Raw genomic sequence first — 24656 nt, 5'->3', positions numbered from 1 at the left:
CCGGGAGCGGCCGTCAGCGCGGCGACGGCAGGCGCTGCTGTCCCTGTGGCGCGAGCGCGGCGATGCGCGGCGTCTCGGTACGCACGTCGCCACACTGGGCACGATGACGCAGCGCATGGTCGATCAGCACCAGCGCCAGCATGGCCTCGGCGATCGGCGTCGCGCGGATGCCGACGCAGGGGTCGTGGCGACCATGGGTATTGACGATGACCGGGTTACCGGCGCGGTCGATCGAACGCCGGTCGAGGCGGATGCTCGAGGTGGGCTTGATCGCAATGCTGGCGATGACGTCCTGGCCGGTGGAAATGCCGCCCAGCACGCCGCCGGCATTGTTCGACAGGAAACCTTTCGGCGTCATTTCGTCGCCATGCTCCGTGCCGCGCTGGGCAACGGACGCAAACCCTGCGCCGATCTCGACACCCTTCACCGCGTTGATGCCCATCATCGCGTAGGCGATGTCGGCATCGAGCCGGCCATACACCGGCTCGCCCCAGCCCACCGGCACGCCACTGGCCACCACGTCGATGCGGGCACCGATCGAGTCGCCCGACTTGCGCAGTTCGTCCATGTAGGTCTCGAGCTGCGGAACGATGTCGGCATTGGGCGCGAAGAAGGGGTTGCGATCGACCTCTTCCCACGACACGAACGGGATCTCGATCGGCCCGAGCGCCGTCATGCAGGCCCGGATCACGATGCCGTAGCGCTCATGCAGCCACTTCCTGGCGATCGCGCCGGCAGCGACGCGCACCGCGGTCTCGCGCGCCGACGAGCGCCCACCGCCACGGTAGTCGCGGATGCCGTATTTCTGCCAGTAGGGGTAGTCGGCGTGTCCCGGTCGGAAGGTGTCGGCGATGTTGCCGTAGTCCTTGCTGCGCTGGTCCTGGTTGCGGATCAGCAGCGCGATCGGCGTACCAGTGGTCACGCCCTCGAATACCCCCGACAGGATCTCGACCTCGTCGGGCTCGCGGCGCTGGGTCACGTGACGCGAGGTACCGGGTTTGCGCCGGTCCAGCTCGACCTGGATGTCAGCCGCTGTCAGTGCCAGTCCCGGCGGACAACCATCGACGACGCAGCCGATCGCCGGGCCGTGCGACTCGCCAAAGGACGTGACGGTGAATAGGGTACCGATGGTGTTTCCGGACATGGCTTTCCTGCCTGATCAGCGATGAACCCGCAGCCCCGCGGGGCGCAGAGGAACAAGAAGGGGATGGGGCGCGAGTCTAGCACGCGCCCCATCCCCTTCGGCCACGGCGCGCTTGGCGCCGGACGGCACTCAGTGGAAGAAGTCTTCCAGACGCTCGAACACTTCGTGCTCCGCACCATGACGACGCACGGCGAGCACATCCTCCAGCTTTTCCACCTGGCGGATCATCTGCTCGAGGCGTTGATCGTCGAACACGAGCAGCCAGATGCGCGAGCGCTTGCCGTCGGACACCGGCATGCACAGGATGCCTTCGACGTTGAAGGCACGGCGCGCAAACAGATTGCAGATGTGGCTCATCACCCCGGCGTGGTTGTTCACATCCAGCTCAAGAATGACCTTGGCGCAGCTGGCTTGCGGCAACGGGTCGGCAACTTGTTCGATCATCATCAGCCTCCGATCATTTCGGTGTTGGCGGCACCCGGCGGCACCATGGGATAGACAAACTGCTCGCGATCGATCGTCGCGTGGATCAGGCAGGGGCCAGGAGCGTTCAGAGCCTCGGCCAGCGCGGCGCGCGGATCATCGGCCTTGTCGAGATCGATCGCCGGCACGCCGAAGCCTTCGGCAATCTTCACGAAATCCGGTTCGGTGCGGTACTTGGACGCGAACAGGCGCTTGCCGTAGAACAGCGTCTGCTGCTGGTACACCAGGCCCAAGGCGTTGTTGTTCATCAGCACGACCTTGACGTTGAGCCCTTCCTCGGCCAGCGTCGCCAGTTCCTGGATGTTCATCTTGAAGCTGCCGTCGCCCGAGAAGCACACGACAGTCCGCTCGGGCTCGGCCAAGGCCGCACCGATAGCCGTCGGCAGACCGAAGCCCATCGTGCCCAGACCACCCGAGGTGAGCCACTGGCGCGGGCGACGGAACGGATAGGCCTGCGCGACCCACATCTGGTGCTGGCCCACGTCGGTGGCAACCACCGCCTCGTCGTCGAGCGCGTCGGCGACAGCCTTGATCAGACCGTAGTGGCTGCGCGGATCGTCGCTGCCCGGAAACTGCATCGGGAAGCGCTGCTTGAGATCGGCGACATGCGCCAGCCAGTCGGTACGCAGCGCGGGCTTGACGCGCGGCAGCAAGGCCTCCAGCGCCGCCGTGACATCGCTATGGATCGCAACGTGCGCATTCTTGATCTTGTGCAGCTCGGAGCGGTCGACGTCGATATGCACGATCTTCGCGTTCGGGCAGAACTGCGCGGCACGGCCGATGGCGCGGTCGTCAAAACGGGCACCGACGCAGATCAGCAAGTCGGCCTCTTCGAGCACGAAGTTCGTGTAACGGGCACCATGCATGCCGAGCATGCCGACCGACAGGGGGTGATCGATCGGCATTGCGCCAAGCGCCATCAGCGTCATCGTCGTTGGCAGCCCGCCCTGCTCTGCCAGTTGCACGGCCAGCGCCGACGCACCGGAATGAACCACCCCGCCGCCCAGATACAGCACCGGACGTTCTGCCGCGTTGATCATCTGCGCCGCAGCGTCGATGGCCACCATGTCCAGTTGCGGCGGCATGTCGGGCACCGCGGGCGGCGGCAACTCCCCCACCTCGATCAACTGGTTCTGCACGTCCTTCGGCACGTCGATCAGCACCGGACCGGGACGGCCGGACATGGCGATACGGAACGCATCGGGAACGACGTCGAGCAGTTCCTGTGCCGAACGCACGAGGAAATTGTGCTTGGTGATCGGCACCGTGATGCCGTAGATATCCACCTCCTGGAAGGCGTCGGTGCCGATCATCGACTGCGGCACCTGGCCAGTGATGATGACCATCGGGATCGAGTCCAGACAGGCATCGGCAATCGCGGTGACGAGGTTGGTCGCACCCGGGCCGCTCGAGGCGATGCAGACCTGCGGCACACCGGACACCCGCGCCATGCCCTGGGCCATGAAGCCGGCACCCTGCTCGTGGCGTGCGAGCACGTGGCGGATCTGCGTGCTCGCGGACAAGGCGTCGTAGAACGGAAGAATGGCGCCGCCGGGGATGCCGGCGATGGTGCGCACGCCCTGGCGCTCGAGGAGGCGCACGATCAGTTGCGCGCCGGTGAGTTGAGTCATGGTGCTCTCCTTGGTTTCGACTTCAGCGACATCACCGGCGCGGCCCCAGAATGCAAAAACCCCCGCCGGGCTTGCGCGCCGACGGGGGTTTGGAATCCTGCAGTTCGAGTGTTCTGTCCCGTTACGACGCGTGCGTGCCTACGCCTACTACGCGTACGACTACGGATACGACGGCGAAGAAACGGGTGGAAGAACGCATGGTGACTCGAAATGACTTGCGGCACAGATGAGAGCACGAAAGCGCCGACAACACAAGCGCCTCGTGCATGCCCTGTGCGATCAGGCCATCATGCGTCCTGCCTCACCGGCCCCTCGCGTAACTCGCGCCGCAGGATCTTGCCGACGTTGCTCTTGGGAAGTTCATCGCGAAACTCGACGCGGTGCGGCACCTTGTAGCCCGTCAGATTCTCGTGGCAATAGGCGATCAGTGCCTTCTCGGTCAAGCCCGGATCCTTGCGCACGACGAAGATCTTGACCGCCTCGCCGCTACGCTCGTCCGGCACGCCGACTGCAGCCACCTCGATCACGCCGGGGTGACTGGCGACCACGTCCTCGACCTCGTTCGGATAGACATTGAAGCCCGACACCAAGATCATGTCCTTCTTCCGATCGACGATGCAGACGAAGCCTTTCTCGTCGACCACTGCGATGTCGCCCGTACGCAGGAAGCCGTCCGGCGTGAATGCCCGCGCCGAATCCTCCGGACGATTCCAGTAACCTCGCGTCACCTGCGGCCCCTTCACGCAGAGTTCGCCACGCTGTCCAAGTGGCACCTCGTTGTCGGCATCGTCACGCAAGCTGATGTCGGTCGACGGCACCGGCAGGCCGATCGAGTGATTGAACTCGGGAAGGTCGAGCGGGTTGATCGTGACGGCCGGGGACGTCTCCGTCAGGCCGTAGGCTTCGACCAGCGGAATGCCCGTCACCTTGCGCCATTTTTCGGCAACCGCCTGCTGCACCGCCATGCCGCCACCCAGCGCGACATGCAGACGGGAAAAATCGAGCTTGCCGAAATCCGGGTTGTTGAGCAGCGCGTTGAACAGCGTGTTTACGCCGGTGATGGCGGTGAACTTGTATTTCGCCAGCTCCTTGACGAAGCCGGGGATGTCGCGCGGATTCGTGATCAGCACGTTGGTCGCACCAATCTTGAAGAAGGTCAGGCAATTCGCCGTGAGCGAGAAGATGTGATAGAGCGGCAGCGCCGTGATGATCAGCTCTTCGCCCTCGCGCACGAACGGCTTGATCCAGGCATGCGCCTGCTGCAGGTTGGCGATGATGTTGCGGTGGGTGAGGATGGTCCCCTTGGCCACACCGGTGGTACCGCCGGTGTACTGCAGGAAGGCGATGTCCTCGTGCCCCACCTCGACAGCCTGGAGACGGTGGCGCTCGCCACGCGCAAGCGCCGCAGCAAACGTGATGGCGCCATCGAGCTTCCACGCCGGCACCATCTTCTTCACTCGCCGGACGACGAAATTGACCAGCGCGGACTTCGGGAACCCCAGCATCTCGCCCAGGCTGCTGACGACAACATGCTTGACGGGCACTCGCCCCCTCACCTGCTCGAGCGTGTGGGCGAAGTTCTCGAGGATGACGACCACATCGGCCCCGGCGTCGCACAGCTGATGTTCGAGCTCGCGCGCCGTATAGAGCGGATTGACGTTGACGACGGTGTAGCCGGCACGAAGCGTGCCGAACAGGGCAATCGGGTACTGCAGCACATTGGGCATCATCAACGCCACGCGTGCACCGCGAGGCAGTTTCAGCTCACCCTGCAGATACGCGGCGAAACGACGCGACAACTCGTCAAGTTCACCATAGGTGATACCCTTGCCCATGCACACGTAGGCCGTGCGCGAACCGAAGCGCTTGACCCCTTGCTCGAACAGGTCACCGATCGACTTGAATTGATCAACGTCGATCTCGGCCGGCACGCCCTTCGGATAGCTTTGCAGCCAGATCTTTTCCACGCGGTCTCCTCCTTTTGTTGGAAATTGCTGGCCGGTTCGTTACCAGCCAGCCCCGCCCTCCCAAGGCGTCATGCGGAACCGAGCCGGTCCCACCACTGAATTCCAACCTCCGTCGCTTCCATGTCTTGTATGCCGAAGTCGACGTCGGCAGGCGCAGCGCGCCTGCCATGGAGGGGTAGCGAATCCGCATCCGCCACCACCTGGGGCTGTCAGCCCCGAAATCTGATCAGCGCTCTTCTTCCTCCTGTGCCGGCCAGTTACGGATGTAGTTCTTGAGCATACGGTTCTCGAAACTCTGCTCCTCCAGCACCGCCTTGGCGACGTCATGGAAGCTCACGACGCCCAGCAGGGTCTGGCCATCCATCACGGGCAGATAGCGTTGGTGATGTTCCACCATCATGCGTCGCAGCTCGTCCATTTCCATATTGGGGGAAGCCGCAAACGGATTCCGGATCATGACTTCATCCACCGTCAGCGCCTGCCAGTCCGCCCCACCCTTCTGGACGCCCTGCAGGACCTGCCGGAAAGTCAGCATGCCGACCATCTCGCCGCGCGAAAAGACCACGAGCGAGCCGACATCCTGCTCGTTCATGATCTCGATTGCCTCGGCAACACTCTTGTTGGGTGCAATGGTGAATAGCACCTTGCCCTTGATGGCGAGAATCTCGCTTACCAGCATGTTGCTCTCCGTGCCTTGTTCAGTCTTTCGGACCGTGAGTTCGATGCGCCATATTAGTGCATCGCACCGGCGCCGCAAAGGCGGAGCCCGGCGCTGTCAACGCTGCAGCTCGCCCAGCTTGTCCTTCACCTTCGCCCACTCCGAGGCATCGGGCAGAGCATCCTTGCGCTCCACGATCGGCTTCCACTGCCTCGACAACTCGGCATTGAGCGCGATGAACTGATGCTGGTCCGCGGGCACGTCATCCTCGGCGTAGATCGCCTCCACCGGGCACTCGGCCACGCACAAGGTACAGTCGATGCACTCTTCGGGGTCGATGACGAGAAAGTTTGGCCCCTCACGAAAGCAGTCCACCGGGCATACATCCACACAGTCGGTGTATTTGCAGCGGATGCAGGATTCGGTCACCACGTAAGTCATTGTTCTCTCCAGCCTGTTGGGTTCGCAGCGCGTCGAGGACGCGTGCGCAGGCCACAATATAGTCCAGCCCTTTGCATTTTCGCCACGATCGGCGCGAGCATGTGCCGCCCGATGCGCCAATCTGCTTGACGCGGCCGACTGCATCGCATAAGTTTCGACCGAATTCTCCAGAGAAATTCACTTTTCTCTTCAAGGTGAGCGGCCCCGTACACCTTGCCTCCCCATTCAAGCAGTACCCGCGAGTGTGTTTACATCGCGTCAATACCCGCCACCCCTGATGTGAGGAATCATGAGCGAGCATATCCACTATGTGACCGACGGCAACTTCGAGGCCGAAGTGCTGCAGTCTCAGACCCCTGTTCTGGTCGATTACTGGGCTGAATGGTGCGGTCCGTGCAAGATGATCGCCCCCATTCTGGATGACGTCGCAAAGGACTACGCTGGCAAGCTCAAGATTGCCAAGCTCAACATCGACGAAAACCAGGACACCCCAGCCAAGTACGGCATCCGCGGCATTCCGACGCTGATGCTGTTCAAGGGTGGCAACGTCGAGGCGACCAAAGTGGGCGCCCTTTCCAAATCTCAACTGACCGCCTTCATTGACAGCAACATCTAAGCCGGACCAGGGTCCGGCCCGTTCTCGCGGTTCCTCGCGCGCCCGTCGCCGCGGCGCGCGCAATCGCGACGGTAATCCCCCCCAGAATCCGCAGACCGAAGACGATCTGTTCGACGTCGACAATGGCGGCGAGGACGGCAGTTCCACGCCCCGCAATCCCGACGTTCCCGCCCTTCATCTGTCCGAACTCAAGGCCCTGCACGTCAGCGAACTGCTGCAGATGGCCACAGAAGCGGGCGTCGAAGGGGCAAACAGGCTGCGCAAGCAGGAACTCGTCTTCGCGCTGCTGCGCAACCGTGCCCGCAGGGGCGAACCGATCTGTGGCGACGGCGCACTCGAAGTGCTGCCTGACGGATTCGGCTTCCTGCGCTCTCCTGACACCTCGTATCTCGCGGGGACGGACGACATCTACGTGTCGCCCTCGCAGATCCGGCGCTTCAACCTGCGCACCGGCGACACGATCGAGGGCGAGATCCGTACGCCCAAGGACGGCGAACGCTATTTCGCGCTGACCAAGCTCGACAAGATCAACGGTCGGCCGCCGGAAGAGTGCAAGAGCAAGATCCTGTTCGAGAACCTCACGCCCCTGCATCCGCAGGAGTGCCTGAAGCTCGAGCGCGATGTGCGCGGCGAGGAAAACATCACCAGCCGCGTGATCGACATGATCGCGCCGATCGGCAAGGGTCAGCGCGGCCTGCTCGTCGCACCGCCCAAGAGCGGCAAGACGGTCATGCTGCAGCACATCGCCCACGCGATCACGACCAACCATCCGGACGTGAAGCTGATCGTGCTGCTCATCGACGAGCGCCCGGAGGAAGTGACGGAAATGCTTCGCTCGGTCAAGGGCGAGGTCGTGGCCTCCACCTTCGACGAGCCGGCCACGCGTCACGTGCAGGTCGCAGAGATGGTGATCGAGAAGGCCAAGCGCCTGACTGAGCACAAGTACGACGTCGTGATCCTGCTCGACTCGCTGACACGCCTCGCGCGCGCCTACAACACGGTCGTGCCGGCCTCGGGCAAGGTGCTGACCGGCGGCGTCGATGCCAACGCGCTGCAGAAGCCCAAGCGTTTCTTCGGCGCGGCACGCAACATCGAGGAAGGCGGCTCGCTGACCATCATCGCCACTGCGCTGATCGACACCGGCAGCCGCATGGACGACGTGATCTACGAGGAATTCAAGGGCACCGGCAACATGGAGCTCCACCTCGATCGTCGCATGGCCGAGAAACGCGTCTATCCGGCAATCAACGTCAATCGCTCGGGCACGCGTCGCGAGGAACTGCTGCTCAAGCAGGACATCCTGCAAAAGGTCTGGATCCTGCGCAAGCTGCTGTACGGCATGGACGACATCGACGCTATGGAGTTCCTGCTCGATAAGATCAAGGCCACCAAGAGCAACGCGGAATTCTTCGACGCCATGCGTTCCGGCCGCGGCTAATCCCTGGTCAATAGCGCAAGTACAAACGCCACCGTAGGGTGGCGTTTGCTTTTGAGGCAACTCCCGCATGCCGCGACACACGGCACGCGAAACCGGGCTCAGCCGTAATCGAAGAAACCCTTGCCGGTCTTGCGACCCAGATAACCCGCCTCCACCATCTCGACGAGCAGCGGCGCCGGGCGATACTTCGGGTCCTTGAAGCCCTCGAACAGCACCTGCATGACGGCCAGCTGAACGTCGAGGCCGATCAGGTCGCACAGCGCGAGCGGGCCAATCGGATGGTTGCAGCCAAGCTTCATCGCCTCGTCGATCTCTGCAGCCGTCGCAAGCCCTTCGCCGAGCGCAAAGACGGCCTCGTTGATCATCGGGCACAGCATACGATTGACGACGAAGCCCGGGCTGTTCTTGATCTGGACCGGCGTCTTGCCGATCGCCCTGGCAACCGCCTCGACCTTCGCATAGGTTTCATCGGAGGTCTGCAGGCCGCGGATCACTTCCACCAGCGCCATCATCGGCACCGGGTTGAAGAAGTGCATGCCGATCACCTGGGCGGAACGGCCGGTCGCCGCAGCAAGCTTGGTGATCGAGATCGAGGACGTGTTGCTCGCAAGAATCGCGTCAGGACGCATCACGGCGTCGAGTTGCGCAAAGATGTTGAGTTTCAGATCGAGGTTCTCGGTGGCTGCCTCGATGACCAGATCACAATCGGCAAGAGCCGTCACCGCGGTGGCAGTCGAGATCCGCGCCATCGCCGCCGCCTTCTGGTCGGCGCTCATCTTTTCCTTCTTGATCAGCCGGTCCAGGCTTGCGCCGATCGTCGCCACGCCGCGCTGCACCTGCGGCTCGCCGATGTCCATCATCACCACGTCGAGGCCCGCGACCGCGAAGGCCTGCGTAATGCCGTTGCCCATTGTGCCCGCACCCACCACACCGATCTTGCTGATAGTCATCTCGAAAACTCTCCCAATCAGGTTCGCTACGCGAGCAGGAACCGCGAGACCTCGCGTTCCATACTGTTGCGTATGGAGCGTGACTTTAACGGATTTGACCAGCACGCGCCAGCGAGGCAAGCGGCTTGGCAATCGCCGAGGAGGACGAGAGGGGTGGGACGATGCTGTTGCTTGCAGCGCTTTGCGGGACGTGGACGCGAAAAAGGGAGCCTATTGGCTCCCTTGTTCGTTTGGCGGAGTGGACGGGACTCGAACCCGCGACCCCCGGCGTGACAGGCCGGTATTCTAACCGACTGAACTACCACTCCGCACTGACCTTGCTACCGGACTTCTCCGGCATTGCCGACTGGCTTCGCCAGCCTGCGATGTTGGCGTCCCCACGGGGATTCGAACCCCGGTTATCGCCGTGAAAGGGCGGTGTCCTAGGCCTCTAGACGATGGGGACTGCGGTACTGCCTTACAACCTTTTGGTGGAGGTAAGCGGGATCGAACCGCTGACCTCTTGCATGCCATGCAAGCGCTCTCCCAGCTGAGCTATACCCCCACAACGAGCCGGCGATCATAGCCACTGCTTGAGCTCTTTGCAAGACCTTCGGCCTTTGAAGATCCAGCTTGAACCATGGCCCGACTTAAAACTGGCGGAGTGGACGGGACTCGAACCCGCGACCCCCGGCGTGACAGGCCGGTATTCTAACCGACTGAACTACCACTCCGCACTAAACTGCTCCGGCAATCTGCCGGCCCTGCCTTTCAGCCCATTCGAGCTGAAAGGCCTTGAATTGGCGTCCCCACGGGGATTCGAACCCCGGTTATCGCCGTGAAAGGGCGGTGTCCTAGGCCTCTAGACGATGGGGACTAAGATGCTGCAAAACTTCGATTTGGTGGAGGTAAGCGGGATCGAACCGCTGACCTCTTGCATGCCATGCAAGCGCTCTCCCAGCTGAGCTATACCCCCATCACCGAAGAGCGCGCATTATAGGTCTGCAACCTGGCCCTGTAAACACCTTTTTTCAGATTTGTTCGTCACCGCAGCCTGCCCGTGCAATCACGTCCAGCACCTTGCCTGGATTCATCAGGCCTTTGGGGTCCAGGGCGCGCTTGATGCTTCGCATCAGCCCCATCTCGACGCCAGTCTTGTAGCGCAGGATTTCGTCCCGCTTGAGCTGCCCAAGGCCGTGCTCGGCGGAAATCGATCCACCGAGCACGGCGACCAGATCATGCACGATCCGATTGACCTCATTCGTCCGGCCGACGAAGGCCGTGTTGTCCTCCGCTGCCGGTTTGGACAGGTTGTAGTGCAGATTGCCATCGCCGATATGGCCAAACGCCACGATGCGGACGTCCGGCCACGCCTGCCTCAGGGCATCCCGCGCGCGCTCGAGAAACTCCGGAATGCGGCTCACCGGCACAGACACGTCGTGCTTGATGCTGACGCCTTCCAGACGCTGGGCTTCGGAGATGTTCTCGCGCAAGGCCCACAGCGCGGACGCCTGGGCGATACTGTTCGCGATCACCGCATCGGACGCGAACCCTTCTTCGACGCCACGGGACAGCGCCGTCTCCAGAAGCGCCGCAGCATCTGTCGTCTCGGCCGGGTCCGACAACTCGATCAGCGCGCTCCATTCAGGCCGTCCCGGCAAGGGATCGCGACTGTCCGGGATGTGGGCAAGCACCAGATCCAGCGCCGACCGCCCGACGATCTCGAAGGCGGTGACACGATCGCCGCACTGCCGGCGCATCAACCCCAGCAGACGCACGGCAGCACCCGGGTCGGGCACGGCCACCCAGGCGGTGGCACGCTGATGAATCGCCGGAAAGAGCTTCAGCACTGCGGCGGTAATGATGCCGAGCGTGCCCTCTGCACCAATGAAGAGCTGCTTGAGGTCGTAACCCGTATTGTCCTTGCGCAAGCCTCGCAGGCCATTCCACACGCGCCCGTCGGGCAGCACCGCTTCCAAGCCGAGCACGAGCTCGCGGGCGTTGCCGTAGCGGAGCACCTGCACGCCGCCGGCGTTCGTCGACAGGTTGCCGCCAATGGTGCAGCTGCCCTCGGACGCAAGCGACAGCGGAAACAGCCGCCCTGCCCCCAACGCAGCCGCCTGCAACGCAGCGAGCGTGCATCCGGCCTCGACGACGATCGTATTGTTGTCCGCATCGACCTCGCGGATGCGATTGAGACGGCCCAGAGCCAGGACGATGGCCTCGCCGTCCACACCCGGCGTCGCCCCGCCACACAGCCCGGTATTGCCGCCCTGCGGCACGACGGGCACGTCATGCTCGGCGCACAGGCTGACGACCGCAGCGACCTCGTGCGTGCTCGCCGGACGCACGACCGCACGCGCTGCGCCACGGTAACGCCCGCGCCAGTCCGTCAGGTAAGGCGCCATGTCGACCGGGTCGGACAGGACATGCTCGGCGCCGACCACGGCGTTCACGGCACGGATGAAAGCGTCCACTTGAAAGGCTCCAGCAAGCGCACCCCCACGTGTCGCGGGCGGTGACAGTCAGTCAGGATCGTGACCGAGCACGTAGCGCAATAACGGCCGCATGCGCACGACGGCGGCCTCGCCCTCGGCGATCGCCTCTGCCGCCCGATGGTAGTCCATCAGGCCGAGCTGGCCCACGCGTGGCGAGATCATGACATCGGCGGGCTCGCCCGCCAGCCTGCTGCGTGCGATGCGGACCTGCATGATGTTGATGCTCGAACTGATGACGGAAACCAGCGATGGCAGGGCTTCGCTGCTCGAACTCGCGGGCCGCGGAACGGCCAGCTCCTCGCCGCTTGCGAACCCGAAACGGGCGAGCAGGCGCTCGGTCCAGCCCGCCTCGGTCTCTTCCGGTGGCGTCGGCTCGATGGCGGTATGGCGGAAGGCCCGCCCCACCATGTCCGAACCGAGATCAACGGCGATCACGATATCCGCGCCCATCGCCCGGCACAGCGACACCGGCACCGGATTCACCAGCCCGCCATCGACCAGCAGGCGGCCATGATGCAGGACCGGGGTCATCAGGCCTGGCAACGCGATCGAGGCGCGCACCGCCGCGGAAACACTCCCCTCCTGCAGCCAGATCTCCCGGCCCGTGGTCAGCTCGGTGGCGACGCAGGCGAAGCGCGTGTCGAGCTCGGTGAAGTCGCGATCGACGAAATTGCGCTCGAAGAAACCGATGAGTCTGTCACCCTTGATTAGCCCGCCACGCAGCGAGACATCGAGCAAGGACACCACGTCCTGCCATTTGAGGGATTCTGCCCACTGCGTGAGCTTGTCGAGATCGCCCGACGCCGCCGCCGCACCCACGAAGGCGCCTATCGAGCAGCCGCAGATGACCCGGGGCACGACACCTTCGGCCGCCAGAGCCTTCAACACGCCAAGATGCGACCAGCCACGTGCGGCACCGCTGCCGAGCGCAAGACCGATGACCGGCTCGCGCCCGTCGCCGCTAGAAACCCGTGGCGCCTCAACGACGGGGCGGGAGAGCGGCCTGCTCACAACCACCGCCGGCCGCCGCGCATTGGCCGCGGGAACTCAGTCGAGGCGTTCGGCGTAGAGATCGTGGACATCGCAATCGGTAATGCGCACGCGCACGAAATCGCCGGCTTGCAGGCCTTCGCCATCGGGAATGACGACGAGGCCGTCGATCTCGGGCGCATCGCCAGGCGAACGCGCAAGTGCACCCTCTTCATCCACCTCATCAACCAGCACTGTCATCTCGCGGCCGATCTTGGCCTCGAGGCGCTGCGTGGAGATGTCCTCCTGGAAATCCATCAGGCGCGCACGACGTTCTTCGCGCAACTCGTCCGGGACAGCATCGGGCAGCTCGTTGGCCGCCGCACCCTCGACCGGCGAATACGCGAACGCACCGACGCGATCCAGCTGAGCTTCCTCGAGGAAATTCAGCAGCATCTCGAAATCTTCCTCGGTCTCGCCGGGGAAGCCGGTGATGAAGGTCGAGCGGATCGTGAGTTCCGGGCAGATGCTGCGCCACTTGCGCACGCGCTCGAGCACGTTCTCGGCGTTGGCCGGTCGCTTCATCGCCTTCAGGATCTTCGGGCTGGCGTGCTGGAAAGGCACGTCGAGGTAAGGCAGGATCTTGCCCTCCGCCATCAGCGGAATCAGCTCGTCCACGCTGGGATAGGGATAGACATAGTGCATGCGGATCCAGATGCCCAGCTCACCCAGCGCCTTGGCCAGCTCCAGAAGGCGCGTCTTGATCGGCCGCCCGCCCCAGAAACCGGTACGGTATTTCACGTCCACGCCGTAGGCCGAGGTGTCCTGCGAGATGACGAGGATCTCCTTGACGCCGGAATCGGCCAGCGCCTCGGCCTCGCGCATCACCTCGTGGATGGGCCGGCTCACCAGATCGCCCCGCATCGACGGGATGATGCAGAAAGTGCAGCGGTGGTTGCAGCCTTCGGAGATCTTCAGGTAGGCGTAGTGCTGCGGGGTTAGCCGGATGCCCTGCGGCGGAACCAGGTCGGTGAAGGGATCGTGCGGCTTCGGCAGATGCTTGTGCACCGCGTGCATGACCTCTTCGGTCGCATGCGGCCCGGTCACCGCGAGCACCTGTGGGTGCGCCGCGAGGATCACGTCGTCCTTGGCACCAAGACAGCCGGTCACGATGACCTTGCCGTTCTCGTTGAGCGCCTCGCCGATCGCATCGAGCGACTCCTCGACTGCGGCGTCGATGAAGCCACAGGTATTGACGACCACCAGATCGGCATCGTCATAGGAACCGGTGATGCTGTAGCCCTCGGCCCGCAGACGGGTCAGGATATGTTCCGAATCGACGGTCGCCTTCGGGCAGCCGAGGGATACGAAGCCGACGCGCGGCAGGTCCGGGGTCTTGAAAGTGGTCATGCGTAAAGGCCTGTCGGGGTCGGCGCGGCCGCCGTCCACGGCAGCCGTCGGGGAGCTTACTTGCGTGCGCCGCTCTTGTCGGCGGCGGCACCCTGGGGTGCGGACGGCTCTTCGCCTGCCGCACCGTAATTCGGAAACTTGAAGCCGGTGAACATGTTGCGCGTCTGGCTTTCGAGCTGTTGCTGCATCTGCTCGAACATCTTCTTCGACTGATCGACGTAGGCGCCCATCATGCTCTGCAGGGCCGGGCCCTGGAAGTTGAGGAACTGGGCCCAGAGATCCTGGCCAACCGGGCTGTTCTCGCCATAGATGGCACGTGCCTGGTCCTGCAGCTTGCCCTGCATCTCGGTGAACGCCTTGATGTTGCTCTCGAGATACTTGCCCATCATGCCCTGCATCGCATTGCCGTAGAAGCGGATCATGTGCGCCAGCAGGTCGCTGGTGAACATCGGGGCACCGCCCGCCTCTTCCTCGAGGATGATCTGCAGCAGGATGCTGCGGGTGAGCTCCTCGCCCGTCTTGGCATCGACGACCTGAAACTCTTCGTGATTGAGCACGAGTTCCTTGACGTCCGCAAGCGTGATGTACGAACTGGTGCGCGTATCGTACAGGCGGCGGTTCGGATACTTCTTGATCAGGCGCGACTGCTCAGGCATTTCCCCATCTCCTCGGCGGCGGTCATCCCGCTCTTCAATTTCATATTGAATTATATCGCGCCGCGAAAACGAAACCCCGCCAATCGACGGGGTTTCGTGATTTCGCACATGGCACAGTGCAACATCAGCACATGTGGAGGCCACCGTTGATGTTGATCGTGGCGCCGGTGATGTAGGCAGCCTTGTCGGATGCGAGGTAGGCGCACAGGTCGCCGATCTCGTCCGGACGGCCCAGGCGCTTCATCGGCACGGTGTCGATGATGCCCTGGCGGATGTCCTCACGGATCGCCATGACCATTTCGGTGCCGATGTAGCCCGGCGCAACCGCGTTGACGGTGACGCCCTTGTTGGCCAGTTCGGCGGCAAGCGCCTTGGTGAAGCCCAGCACGCCGGCCTTGGCGGCCGAATAGTTGGTCTGGCCAGCCTGGCCCTTGACGCCGTTGACCGACGACACGTTGATGATGCGCCCCCAGCCGCGCTCGGCCATCTTGGCCGAAACATGGTGAGTAACGTTGAAAAGGCTGTTCAGGTTGGTGTTGATGACCGCATCCCACTGGCCCTTCTCCATCTTCGGGAAGAACTTGTCGCGGGTGATGCCGGCGTTGTTGACCAGCACGTCGATCGGACCGACTTCGGCCTCGACCTTCGCAACCATCGCGGCGCAGGATTCGTAGTTCGACACGTCACCTTCAGCGACGGCGAAGTCGAAGCCGAGGTCGCGCTGGGCAGCCAGCCAGGCGTCCTTCTGCTCGAAACCCGGCAGACAGTTGGCCACGACCTTCATGCCATCCTTGGCCAGCGATTGGCAGATTGCCGTGCCAAGACCACCCATGGCGCCCGTAACGAGAGCGATTTTCTGCGACATCTTGAATTCCTTCTGGAGCAATTTTCGATACCGAGCGTCCATCACGAAACCACGCCCGGATGGGGCTTTCGGCGCATATTTGCCGCAGCGCGTCAGCTGCCTTGCTCTTGCATTATAAACACTCTCGGAGACTCTTGCTGCAATGCAATACATCACGCAAGCCCGTGATGCCAAAAGCAAAACGGCGCGCCCCTCCGGGACGCGCCGTCTCTCACCATCAGGCGGAAAGCCCGAAATCAGAACATGTGCTGACCACCGTTGATGGAGATGTTGGCGCCAGTCACGAACGCCGCCTCCTCGGACGCCAGGTAGGCGACGAGGCCGGCAATCTCCTCCGGCTTGCCGAGACGGGAAATCGGGATCTGGGGCAGGATCTTGGAGTCGAGAATCTCCTGCGGGATTGCCATCACCATCTTGGTGCCGATGTAGCCCGGCGAGATCGTGTTCACCGTGACGCCGTTGCGCGCCACCTCGAGTGCCAGGGCCTTGGTGAAGCCGTGCATGCCGGCCTTGGCCGCGGAGTAGTTCGTCTGACCGAAGGCCCCCTTCTGGCCGTTGACCGACGACACGTTGATGACGCGCCCCCACTTGCGCTCGACCATGCCGTCCATGACCTGCTTGGTCATGTTGAACACCGAATCGAGGTTGGTGCTGATGACCGCGTCCCAGTCGGCCTTGGTCATCTTCTTGAAGGTCATGTCGCGTGTGATGCCCGCGTTGTTGACCAGCACGTCGACCGGCCCCACCTCGCGCGTCACCTGCTCAACGCAAGCCTTGGCCGAATCGAAGTCCGCCACGTCGCACGGATAGGCCTTGAAGCCGTAGCCCATGTTGTTCATCGTCTGCAGCCACTCCGCCGCCTTGGTATTGCCAGGCGAGTGGGTGGTGACGACACGGTAGCCCAGCGCGGCGAGCTTGATGCAGATCGCCTCACCAAGGCCGCCCATACCACCAGTAACCAGTGCAACTCTCGACATACGCCTCTCCTCTCCCTAATGGGTTCTTATGGGGGTGGGTGATCGTGGACCGCACAGCGCCCTCCCCACTCGCTGCCGTCCGGATAATCCGATGGTGCAGCCCCTGCTCTCAGGCACGCTCCTTGACGTACCTTCCGGGCGCGGGTTCGATCGGCTCGTACTTCGTACTGCCAAGCCGGCCACGCGCTGCAACCTGCTTGCCGCCATACTGACGCAGCCAGTCGATCCAGTGCAACCACCAGCTTCCCTTGTGCTCGACCGCCTGCTCGAGCCACTCGTCCGGATCGGTGGCCCTGACGCTGGCGGTCCAGAAGCTGCGGCGGTTCTTCGAGGCCGGGTTGATCGCACCGGCGATGTGTCCGCTGGCACCCAGCGCGAACGTCGTCTCCCCTCCCAGCAGGTTGCGGGCGAGGTAGGCGCTCTTCCACGGCACGATGTGATCCTCGCGCGCCGCCATCAGGTAGGCCGGCATGTCGACCTTGGCGAGATCGATCTTCTCGCCCAGCATCTTGAGCTTGCCCGGCACGCGCAGATTGTTCTCGAGGTACATGTTGCGCAGGTACCAGGTCAGGAAGGGGCCGGGCAGGTTCGTGGAGTCCGAGTTCCAGTACAGCAGATCGAACGCCTGCGGCGTGTTGCCCTTGAGGTAGTTGCCCACCACGTACTGCCACACGAGGTCGTTCGCCCGCAGCGACGAGAACACGTTCGCGAGTTCCTGCCCGCGCAGCACGCCCCCCTTGCCGATTGCGGCCTCGCGTGCGGTGACGCTGGCTTCGTCCACCAGACAACCGATCTCGCCAGCGTCGGCAAAGTCGAGCAGTGTCGTCATCAGCGTCAGGCTGGTCACCGGCTCCTCGCCGCGCGCACGCGCGACCGCCAGCGCCGAGGTCAGCATCGTGCCGCCGACGCAGAAACCGAGGACGTTGGGCTTCTTGACCCGTGTCACCGCACGCACGACCTCGAGCGCCTTCAGCGGCCCCTTGTCGAGATAGTCGTCCCAGGTATGGTGGCCGTCGCTGTCGGCGCGGGGATTCTTCCACGACACGAGGAATACGGTGACGCCCTGCTCAACGATGAACCGGACCAGAGAGTTCTCTGGCTGGAGATCCATGATGTAGAACTTGTTGATGCAGGGCGGAACGATCAGCAGCGGCACCTGCGCGACCTTGTCGGTCAACGGTGCGTACTGGATCAACTGCATCAGCTCGTTCTCGAAGATCACCGCACCCGGCGTCAGCGCGAGATTGCGCCCGACCTCGAAAGCGGAATCGTCGGTCATCGAGATGCGCCCCTTCTCGAGGTCGCCGAGCATGTTGCGCACGCCGCGCGCGATGCTCTCGCCCTTGGTCTCGATGGCCGTCTTGATGAATTCGGGATTGGTCGGCGCGAAGTTGGTCGGCGCCAGCGCGTCGATGTACTGGCGCGTCAGGAACTGCAGCCGGGATTTCGCCCGGCCGTCGGCCATCGGCAAGGCCTCGGCGACGTCCTTCAGGAAACCGGCGTTGAGCAGGTAGGCCTGGCGGACATAGTCGAACACCGGGCTCTCGGACCATTCGGGCGCAGCAAAACGCCGATCGCCCGGCTCCGGTTGCACGACGGGCTCGCTTGCAGCACCCGGCTTACGCGCCAGCATCGCCGACCACAGCGCGGCGTGCTTCTCGGCAAAGTCTTTCTGCAGCTTCGCGAATGCCTCGGTCTCGGGCATCGGCAGCTTGGGGGCGGCAAGGCCGGACGAATCCTGCATGGCGACGTGCTGACGCGCCAGCGCATCGAAGAACTGCTGCGCCATGGCCTGACCGGCGGCGAGCATGGCCTGCATGCCCGGGTTGTCCTGCCTGCCTTCGGAATCCGACATCCCTGTCTCCTGGTTACGGCGCGACACGAGGTCTGCACCCGGATTTACCCTTCTTCATCGCTTGCCCGGTGCTCGACGGGCTTAGAATCGAGGGCATGTATCTGATCGCAATCGCCTGGCTCTACGTCGCGCTACTCGCCGCCATCTCCGACACCACGGTCGTTGGCGGCGTGCTCACCTTCATTTTCTACGGAATTGCCCCGATGGCCTTGTTCTTCTGGCTATTCGGCACCTCCGCAAGGCGCCGCAGGCAGCGCGAACGGGAAGCAAGCGGCCTCAACGATAGAGCTGAATCGAACGCCGATCAATAGCGCCACGCGGGGGAGTTGCCCCTTCCGGGAGTTCCGCGCCACGGGGTTGCATGCCTCATCAGGACTCGATCCAGATCAATGAGGCGAAGCGCCCGGTGCGGCCGTCGCGGCGGTATGAGTAGAAGCGCGCGGCATCCGCGTAAGTACACACGCCTCCGCCCTCGACGCGATGCACGCCAACCCGCGACAGCCGTCGCCGCGCCAGCAGGAACAGGTCGGCCATCCATTTGCCCGGCACCGCACCGGGCACGAAGGCTGCGGCCGCCCCGGGATCGCCTTCGACGAAAGCCTGGCGCACCTCGTCACCGACCTCGAAGGCGCCCTGGCCAATGGCCGGCCCCAGCCAGGCCCGGATCAAGGACGGCGCAACCGCCATGCGCGCCACCGTCGCTTCCAGCACCCCGGCCGCCAGCCCGCGCCAACCCGCATGCGCGGCAGCGACGACCGAGCCTGCGTCATCGCAGAACAGCACCGGCAGGCAGTCCGCCGTCAGCACCGCGCACACAGCCCCCGCCCCACGCGCGACGACCGCATCGGCTTCCGGCACACCGGAAGCTTCATTGGCGTCAGCCACGACGATGCCGTGCACCTGGGCGAGCCAGGTCGGCTCCGCCGGCAGACTAGCGCGCAAACGCGCACGGTTGCGTGCGACCGCAGACGGATCGTCGCCGACATGATCGCCCAGGTTGAAGCTGGCGTAGGGCGGCAAGCTGACTCCGCCGGCGCGCGTGGTCACCAGCGCACGCACGCGCGTCGGCAAGGACCAGTCAGGCGCGATGAAGCCGGCGTCCTGCGTCATTGGGCCGCCCTCAGACGCTGCAACAGCGCGTCGAGATCCTCCGCCATCGGGATCTCCCACTCCATCGCCTCGCCCGTGGCGGGATGAATCAACCCGAGCCGGAAAGCGTGCAGCGCCTGGCGCTCGAAACCCGCCCATGCGGGGTCCGCAACCCGGCGCGCGGCATACACCGGGTCGCCGACCAGTGGATGACCGATGTGCGCCATATGCACCCGGATCTGGTGGGTGCGCCCCGTTTCCAGCCTGCATTCGAGCAGCGTCGCACGCGCAAAGCGCTCGACGACCTTGTAATGCGTGACCGCCGGACGGCCGTTGCCGACTACGGCCATCTTGGTGCGCTGCGTCGGATGGCGGCCGATCGGCGCATCGGCCATACCGCCGGCCTGCACCCGCCCCTGCGCGAGCGCCCAATAATGGCGCCTGACCGTCCGTGCCTGCAGCTGGCGCACAAGGTCGGTCTGCGCCGTCAGCGTCTTGGCAACCACCAAGAGGCCACTGGTGTCCTTGTCGAGCCGATGCACGATGCCGGCGCGGGGCACCTCCGCAACCTGCGGCGCGTGATGCAACAGGGCATTGAGCAGCGTTCCGCTCCAGTTTCCACTACCAGGGTGCACGACCAGCCCGGCCGGCTTGTCGATCACCAGCAGATGCGCATCCTCGAACACCACTCGCAGCGGGATGTCCTCGGGCTGCTCGGCGGCGATCTCGGGCGGCTGCGCGACATCAAGCTCGACGCGCTCGCCGCCACTCACCTTCTGTCGCGATCCGGCCGATTCGCCGTCGAGCCGGATCCGACCGTCCTTGAGCCACGCCTGCAGGCGGCTACGGGAATGCTCGGGAAAAAGCCGAGCAAGCGCCTGGTCGAGCCGCAGCCCGCCAAGCTCGGCAGGAATCGTCATCACGGCAGGCGAGTCGGACTCGTCGCCTGCTATATAATCGGCGCGTTCATTCACGCGAGTTTTTTCGATGGCCAGGTTCACCCTTGGAAGTTTAGCGGGAAAAGCGGCGCTGATCGGCGCCCTGTTGCTCGGCGGCTGCGGCCTGCTGCCCGAACAGATCGACGAGACTGCAGGCTGGAACGCGCAGAAGCTCTACTCCGAGGCCAAGGCGTCGATGACCGAGGGCGCCTACGACCGCGCCATTCAGATGTTCGAGAAGCTCGAGGCGCGCTACCCCTACGGCCGCTTCGCCCAGCAAGCCCAGATCGAGGTCGCCTACGCTTACTACAAGCAGGGCGAACAGGCCCTCGCCCTCGCCGCGGCAGATCGCTTCATCAAGCTGCACCCCAACCACCCCAATGTCGATTACGTCTATTACCTGAAGGGGCTGGTCAACTTCAACGAGGATCTTGGCCTGCTCGCCGGGTTGTCGCGCCAGGATCTGTCCGAGCGTGACCCGAAAGGCGCGCGCGAGGCCTTCGACAGCTTCCGCGAACTGGTCACCCGTTTCCCCGAAAGCCGTTATGCGGATGATTCGCGTGCGCGGATGCAGTATCTGGTGAATTCGCTCGCCTCGCACGAGGTTCACGTAGCGCGCTACTACTACAACCGCGGTGCCTATGTCGCGGCGATCAACCGCGCTCAGGCGGCAATCACCAACTTTCCCCAGGCCCCGGCCAACGAAGAAGCCCTGTTCCTGATGGTCAAGAGCTACGACGCGCTCGGCATGACGCAGCTGCGTGACGACGCTGACCGGGTGATGCGCACCAACTTCCCGGACAGCGTGTATTTCCGCGGCGGCCCCAAGAGCGACAAACCCTGGTGGCAGCTCTGGTAAGCACTCGCTGACGAAGCGGGCGAAAACAGCAAAAAGGCGCTCTTGAGAGCGCCTTTTTGCTGTTGTCTTCGGATTACAGAGAAACCACCCAGAAAATCATTCCATATGCATTTCCAGCAGACAAAAAAGAGCGGCCTTCCGGCCGCTCAAGCTGCTGTCTGCACCCAGGGCATCACACCCCCCCAGATACAGGGAACTCATTCGGTAAAGGGCAGCGGCTGCATGCCAAAACCTTCGTCCAGATCGCGGATCTGCAGCAGCAACCCGTCCAGCTCGCCCTGCAGGCGCCCAAGCGCCTCGGGATCGAGCAGGCGCAGCGCCTCGGGCAATACGCCACGCGCCGGAGAAGGCGCACGCCCAAGCAAGGCGGTACCTGCGTCCGTCAGGTACAACCGCACGACGCGCTGGTCGGCGCTGGTGCGCTCCTTTCGGATCAGTGCTGCGGTCTCGAGGCGATCGACCATGTTCGACGCCGTCGACTGATGCAGTGCCATGCGGTTCGCAAGCTCGCCCACGCGCAAGCCCGGCGCCTCAGCCAGTTCCTGCAGCGCCCACAACTGCGCACCCGTCACGCCGCTCTGGCGCTCGATCCATTGCGAATGACGCTGGGCGGTGCGGATGAGCACCCTGAAGCGCTGGAGCACCGACAGTGGCGTGACCTGCGAGGCCGCCTTTTTCACCTTCTGTTGCGTTTCCGCCATTTACCAATTGCTCCGACTATATTTGTCTGAATCAATATTGTCAAAAATACATCACGTTCCACACTCCCCGGCATGGTAGCGGTATCGTTCGGCTTGTGCATGCGCCACGCGCCGCGCCTGTTGCCAACACGCATCACTCCCTGCCTGCCCAGCCCTATCAATGGATATGCCGCCCAACGCTCCGCCGCCAGCCGATCAGCCGTCTTCAACCCGCAAGGCCTTCAGGCAGCTCGCGCGCGGCGGCCGTCGCTATGCGCTGCCCTGGCTTTCGATCGGGCGCTGGCACAAGCGCCTGCTGCTCGTCGGCGCAGCCCTGCTGGCCGGACTGATCGCCATCCTGTTTGCCATCGGCGCCGAAATCGCCATCGAAACTCACGCAAGCATCATGCAGGAGCGCCCCTGGCTCACCCTGTTGATCGCACCCGCCGGGTTCGCGGCCATGGCCTGGCTCTCACGGCGCCTGTTCCCGGGCACCGAGGGCAGCGGCATTCCTCAGGCAATCGCGGCATCGCTTTCCGACGACGGCGCCGTACGCCGTCAGTTCCTGTCGTTCAGGATCGCGCTCGGCAAGGTCGTGCTGACCCTGGGCGGGCTGCTTTCAGGCGCCTCGATCGGACGTGAAGGTCCGTCGGTGCAGATTGGCGCGTCGGTCATGCACATGCTGGCGGGCCGCAAGCGCGGCCGCATTGCCTCGAGCCGCGACCTGATCGTCGCGGGTAGCGGAGCTGGAATCGCGGCGGCGTTCAACACGCCTCTGGGCGGCATCATGTTCGCCATCGAGGAGATGTGCCGCCACCGGGCCTTTCGGGCCAACAGCACCACCCTCACCGCGGTGATCTTCGCCGGCCTGATGTCGCTTGCGGTTCTGGGGAACTACACGTATTTCGGTCGCACCCCCGCAGCACTCGCGTGGCCGGGCGGCCTCTGGCCGGTGCTGGCTTGCGGCTTCGCCGGTGGTTTGCTGGGCGGCGGGTTCTCTCGCCTTCTGATCGCATCAGCGCGTGGTCTGCCGGGAAAGCTAGGCCTGTTCGCGCTGTCCCGGCCGGTCGCGTTCGCGGCCGCCTGCGGTCTTGCAACCGGCGTCATTGGCCTCCTTAGCGGCGGCATGACCTACGGCACCGGTTATGCCGAGTCAAAAGCCGCACTCGAAGGCTCGGCCACGCTGCCCGTCCTGTTCATGGTGGCCAAGCTGGCGGTGATCTGGCTCGCCTTCGTGTCACGCATCCCCGGTGGCGTATTCGCCCCCGCGCTGGCGGTCGGAGCCGGCCTGGGTTCGGACATTGCGCTCCTGCTGCCAGGTGAGGCGGATGCGAATGCGGCGGTCCTGGTGCTGGGCATGGTGGCCTTCCTGGCCGCGATGACGCAGTCGCCGATCACGTCCTTCGTGATCGTGATGGAGATGACCGCCAACCACCAGATGCTGCTGCCGCTGATGGCCACCGCCGTCGTCGCGCACGGTATCTCGCGTTCGGTTGCGCCAGTGCCGCTGTACCACGCCCTCGCCTACCCGGCATTGCGCAAGGCGGAAGGGCGGCTGCACCGCGTCGCCCCTCCATCCGCAACTTAGCGGATACCCGCGCGCTGGATCAGCGCCTGCAATTCTCCGACGATGCCGCGGCGGAACAGCAGCACGCAGATCACGAAGATGGCGCCCATGATGACCGTGACCCAGGAGCCGACCGAGTCGGCCAGCTCGGTCTGCAAGGACACGATGGTCGCCGCGCCGACCAGTGGGCCGAGGATGGTGCCGAGGCCGCCGAGCAGGGTCATCAACACGACCTCGCCCGACATGTGCCAATGCACGTCAGTCAGCGAGGCGAGCTGGAACACCAGGGTCTTGGTCGCCCCCGCCATGCCGGCCAGCGAGGCCGACAGCACGAAGGCGAGCAGCTTGAACTTCGCCACGTCATAGCCGAGCGAGATCGCGCGCGGTTCGTTCTCGCGGATCGCCTTCAGGATCTGGCCGAAGGGTGAATGGATGGTGCGGTAGATGATGAAGAAGCCGATGCAGAACACCGCGAACACCAGGTAGTACATCGCGATGTTGTTCGACAGGTCGATGAGGCCGAACAGGTGGCCGCGCGGCACGCCCTGCAGGCCATCCTCGCCGCCGGTCGCCTTCCATTGCAGGACGACGAAATACACCATCTGCGACAGCGCCAGCGTGATCATCGCGAAGTAGATGCCGGTACGGCGAATTGCCAGCACCCCGAACACCCAACCCAGCGCGCCCGCCGCCAGCGTGCCGCCGATGATGCCGACCTCGGGCGTGACCCCCATGTCCCGCACCAGCATGCCGCAGATGTAGCCCGCCGAACCCAGAAAGGCCGCGTGACCAAAGGAGAGCAGCCCGACGAAGCCCAGCAGCAGGTTGAACGCGCAGGCGAACAGCCCGAAGCACAGGATCTTCATCAGGAAGGTGGGATACACCGCGAACGGCGCGATCAGCCCGATCACGAACAGTGCACCGAACAGCAGCGGCGTGGCCCGTGCGAACATCGAATTCGTGTTGTTCATCTGCGTCTATCCTCG

Annotated in this window: 23 protein-coding genes and 6 tRNA genes; 5 read left to right on the top strand and 24 right to left on the bottom strand. The window is 64.0% G+C overall.

The features are described from left to right. Window positions 1-13: 13 nt before the first annotated feature. From aroC to fdxA, 6 genes are all read right to left on the bottom strand, one after another. A complete protein-coding gene (gene aroC, locus CGK74_RS11125; RefSeq protein ID WP_094268543.1) occupies window positions 14-1144 on the bottom strand; it encodes a chorismate synthase in 1131 nt (376 codons plus the stop codon). Between the two features lie 129 nt (window positions 1145-1273). Further along, entirely contained in the window at window positions 1274-1591 is a 318-nt protein-coding gene (gene ilvN, locus CGK74_RS11120) for an acetolactate synthase small subunit (RefSeq protein ID WP_094268542.1), read from the bottom strand. Then, the gene (gene ilvB / locus CGK74_RS11115; protein ID WP_094268541.1) at window positions 1591-3258 is read right to left on the bottom strand and encodes an acetolactate synthase large subunit; all 1668 of its coding nucleotides are present in this window, start codon (window positions 3256-3258) and stop codon (window positions 1591-1593) included. Before ilvB ends, ilvN begins: the two co-directional genes overlap by 1 nt. 287 nt (window positions 3259-3545) lie before the next feature. Further along, window positions 3546-5225: a long-chain-fatty-acid--CoA ligase gene (locus CGK74_RS11110; protein WP_094268540.1), complete on the bottom strand. Its 1680-nt coding sequence runs from the start codon at window positions 5223-5225 to the stop codon at window positions 3546-3548. 226 nt (window positions 5226-5451) lie between these two features. Then, complete coding sequence (locus tag CGK74_RS11105) at window positions 5452-5904, bottom strand: CBS domain-containing protein (protein ID WP_094268539.1); 453 nt, start codon at window positions 5902-5904, stop codon at window positions 5452-5454. Window positions 5905-6000: 96 nt separating this feature from the next. Further along, window positions 6001-6324: a ferredoxin FdxA gene (gene fdxA, locus CGK74_RS11100; protein ID WP_094268538.1), complete on the bottom strand. Its 324-nt coding sequence runs from the start codon at window positions 6322-6324 to the stop codon at window positions 6001-6003. A gap of 289 nt (window positions 6325-6613) precedes the next feature. On the opposite strand from fdxA, the gene trxA reads away from it, so the two are divergent. Both trxA and rho read left to right on the top strand, forming a co-directional pair. Beyond that, on the top strand, window positions 6614-6940 hold the full coding sequence (trxA, locus tag CGK74_RS11095; RefSeq protein ID WP_094268537.1) for a thioredoxin TrxA: 327 nt from the start codon (window positions 6614-6616) through the stop codon (window positions 6938-6940). A gap of 178 nt (window positions 6941-7118) precedes the next feature. Then, complete coding sequence (gene rho / locus CGK74_RS11090; RefSeq protein ID WP_276206063.1) at window positions 7119-8378, top strand: transcription termination factor Rho; 1260 nt, start codon at window positions 7119-7121, stop codon at window positions 8376-8378. Between the two features lie 98 nt (window positions 8379-8476). Here rho and CGK74_RS11085 read toward each other — a convergent pair whose 3' ends face one another. From CGK74_RS11085 to CGK74_RS11020, 14 genes are all read right to left on the bottom strand, one after another. After that, window positions 8477-9328 carry a 3-hydroxybutyryl-CoA dehydrogenase gene (locus tag CGK74_RS11085; RefSeq protein WP_094268535.1) on the bottom strand — a complete coding sequence of 284 codons (852 nt, stop codon included), beginning with the start codon at window positions 9326-9328 and terminating at the stop codon, window positions 8477-8479. Window positions 9329-9559: 231 nt separating this feature from the next. Next, window positions 9560-9636, bottom strand: a tRNA-Asp gene (locus CGK74_RS11080). A gap of 61 nt (window positions 9637-9697) precedes the next feature. Then, window positions 9698-9773, bottom strand: a tRNA-Glu gene (locus CGK74_RS11075). A 23-nt stretch (window positions 9774-9796) separates the two neighbouring features. Then, window positions 9797-9872, bottom strand: a tRNA-Ala gene (locus CGK74_RS11070). A 92-nt stretch (window positions 9873-9964) separates the two neighbouring features. Then, window positions 9965-10041, bottom strand: a tRNA-Asp gene (locus CGK74_RS11065). A 67-nt stretch (window positions 10042-10108) separates the two neighbouring features. Continuing rightward, a tRNA-Glu gene (locus tag CGK74_RS11060) sits at window positions 10109-10184 on the bottom strand. A gap of 23 nt (window positions 10185-10207) precedes the next feature. Further along, window positions 10208-10283: transfer RNA gene (locus tag CGK74_RS11055), tRNA-Ala, on the bottom strand. 55 nt (window positions 10284-10338) lie between these two features. Beyond that, on the bottom strand, window positions 10339-11784 hold the full coding sequence (locus tag CGK74_RS11050; RefSeq protein ID WP_206186235.1) for an FAD-binding oxidoreductase: 1446 nt from the start codon (window positions 11782-11784) through the stop codon (window positions 10339-10341). Window positions 11785-11832: 48 nt separating this feature from the next. Then, window positions 11833-12816, bottom strand: a complete 984-nt coding sequence (gene rssA, locus CGK74_RS11045; protein ID WP_420823175.1) for a patatin-like phospholipase RssA — start codon at window positions 12814-12816, stop codon at window positions 11833-11835. A 36-nt stretch (window positions 12817-12852) separates the two neighbouring features. Then, window positions 12853-14184, bottom strand: a complete 1332-nt coding sequence (rimO, locus tag CGK74_RS11040) for a 30S ribosomal protein S12 methylthiotransferase RimO (RefSeq protein ID WP_094268534.1) — start codon at window positions 14182-14184, stop codon at window positions 12853-12855. A gap of 56 nt (window positions 14185-14240) precedes the next feature. Further along, window positions 14241-14840 (bottom strand): polyhydroxyalkanoate synthesis repressor PhaR, encoded by a 600-nt coding sequence (gene phaR, locus CGK74_RS11035; protein ID WP_094268533.1) that lies wholly within the window; start codon window positions 14838-14840, stop codon window positions 14241-14243. 124 nt (window positions 14841-14964) lie between these two features. After that, window positions 14965-15705 (bottom strand): beta-ketoacyl-ACP reductase, encoded by a 741-nt coding sequence (phbB, locus tag CGK74_RS11030; RefSeq protein ID WP_094268609.1) that lies wholly within the window; start codon window positions 15703-15705, stop codon window positions 14965-14967. Between the two features lie 236 nt (window positions 15706-15941). Continuing rightward, window positions 15942-16682, bottom strand: a complete 741-nt coding sequence (phbB, locus tag CGK74_RS11025) for an acetoacetyl-CoA reductase (RefSeq protein WP_004259356.1) — start codon at window positions 16680-16682, stop codon at window positions 15942-15944. Between the two features lie 109 nt (window positions 16683-16791). Further along, window positions 16792-18537, bottom strand: coding sequence for a PHA/PHB synthase family protein (locus CGK74_RS11020; RefSeq protein ID WP_094268532.1), 1746 nt, complete (start codon window positions 18535-18537; stop codon window positions 16792-16794). 95 nt (window positions 18538-18632) lie between these two features. Here CGK74_RS11020 and CGK74_RS11015 point away from each other — a divergent pair, with 95 nt between their 5' ends. Beyond that, a complete protein-coding gene (locus CGK74_RS11015; RefSeq protein ID WP_094268608.1) occupies window positions 18633-18848 on the top strand; it encodes a hypothetical protein in 216 nt (71 codons plus the stop codon). A 58-nt stretch (window positions 18849-18906) separates the two neighbouring features. Here the strand turns inward: CGK74_RS11015 and pgeF are convergent, their stop codons facing one another. After that, window positions 18907-19647, bottom strand: a complete 741-nt coding sequence (gene pgeF, locus CGK74_RS11010; protein ID WP_094268531.1) for a peptidoglycan editing factor PgeF — start codon at window positions 19645-19647, stop codon at window positions 18907-18909. Beyond that, entirely contained in the window at window positions 19644-20600 is a 957-nt protein-coding gene (gene rluD / locus CGK74_RS11005; protein WP_420823174.1) for a 23S rRNA pseudouridine(1911/1915/1917) synthase RluD, read from the bottom strand. Before rluD ends, pgeF begins: the two co-directional genes overlap by 4 nt. Before the next feature lie 13 nt (window positions 20601-20613). Here rluD and CGK74_RS11000 point away from each other — a divergent pair, with 13 nt between their 5' ends. Then, window positions 20614-21423: an outer membrane protein assembly factor BamD gene (locus tag CGK74_RS11000; protein ID WP_094268529.1), complete on the top strand. Its 810-nt coding sequence runs from the start codon at window positions 20614-20616 to the stop codon at window positions 21421-21423. A 197-nt stretch (window positions 21424-21620) separates the two neighbouring features. On the opposite strand, the gene CGK74_RS10995 is transcribed toward CGK74_RS11000, so the two are convergent. Beyond that, complete coding sequence (locus tag CGK74_RS10995) at window positions 21621-22124, bottom strand: MarR family winged helix-turn-helix transcriptional regulator (protein ID WP_094268528.1); 504 nt, start codon at window positions 22122-22124, stop codon at window positions 21621-21623. Between the two features lie 166 nt (window positions 22125-22290). On the opposite strand from CGK74_RS10995, the gene CGK74_RS10990 reads away from it, so the two are divergent. Beyond that, the gene (locus CGK74_RS10990) at window positions 22291-23691 is read left to right on the top strand and encodes a chloride channel protein (protein WP_094268607.1); all 1401 of its coding nucleotides are present in this window, start codon (window positions 22291-22293) and stop codon (window positions 23689-23691) included. On the opposite strand, the gene CGK74_RS10985 is transcribed toward CGK74_RS10990, so the two are convergent. Then, window positions 23688-24641 (bottom strand): branched-chain amino acid ABC transporter permease, encoded by a 954-nt coding sequence (locus CGK74_RS10985; protein ID WP_094268527.1) that lies wholly within the window; start codon window positions 24639-24641, stop codon window positions 23688-23690. The two genes, CGK74_RS10990 and CGK74_RS10985, sit on opposite strands and share 4 nt — an antisense overlap. Window positions 24642-24656: the final 15 nt, after the last annotated feature.

The organism is Thauera propionica (assembly GCF_002245655.1).
GTDB lineage: Bacteria > Pseudomonadota > Gammaproteobacteria > Burkholderiales > Rhodocyclaceae > Thauera > Thauera propionica.
The sequence above is the reverse complement of the archived record's forward strand: the minus strand, read 5'-3'. Positions and strand labels throughout refer to the sequence as shown.